We start from the raw sequence: 539 nt of genomic DNA on the forward strand, positions 1-539 counted from the left end.
GTGCGGCCCGGCGCCGCCATCAGCATGGCAAGGCGCGGGTCTTCGAGCTTGAGCGCACCCGATCTGGGCGGGACGGCGACGTAAAAGGTGCCCGACACGATGCTGTGCGGGTGGATATGGCCGCTGTGGGTGCCGCCGGGTTTCAGGATGTTGACCCACAGGCTGTCGAGCCTCAGCGGTTTGGCGAGGTCGAAATGACAGGCCTTGGCAAAGGCCTTGACCTCTTTGTCGAGCAGCTTCTTGAGGTCGTGGAAGGCGGGATCGCGCTCTGGCAGGTCGCCGAGGCTCGCATAGCTGGTGTAGCCTTTATAGCCATGGTCGCGGCTCCAGCGGCGGCCGGCGCCATCCTCTTCGGCGAACAGGCGGCTGCTTGCCTCCAGCTCTTCGAGCAGGTCGGGCGTGCCGATGTCGGCCTCGTAGAAATTGGTGGCGAAGAGCGTGCGAACGGGCATGATGGCCGCAAAGCACAGCAAGTGCGGACACGCAAGGGAGATGGGGATGGCCGAGTTTGAACTGATCGCCGACGGGTTGCGCTTTCC

General features: G+C 64.4%; 1 protein-coding gene. It reads right to left on the minus strand.

Translation table 11 applies throughout. The features are described 5' to 3' along the window. Positions 1 to 452: TIGR02466 family protein (locus tag AC1D11_RS22240; protein ID WP_477651508.1), on the minus strand; the 452-nt coding region annotated here is incomplete at its 3' end. Positions 453 to 539: the final 87 nt, after the last annotated feature.

This window comes from Polaromonas sp. P1_E11, assembly GCF_056405995.1.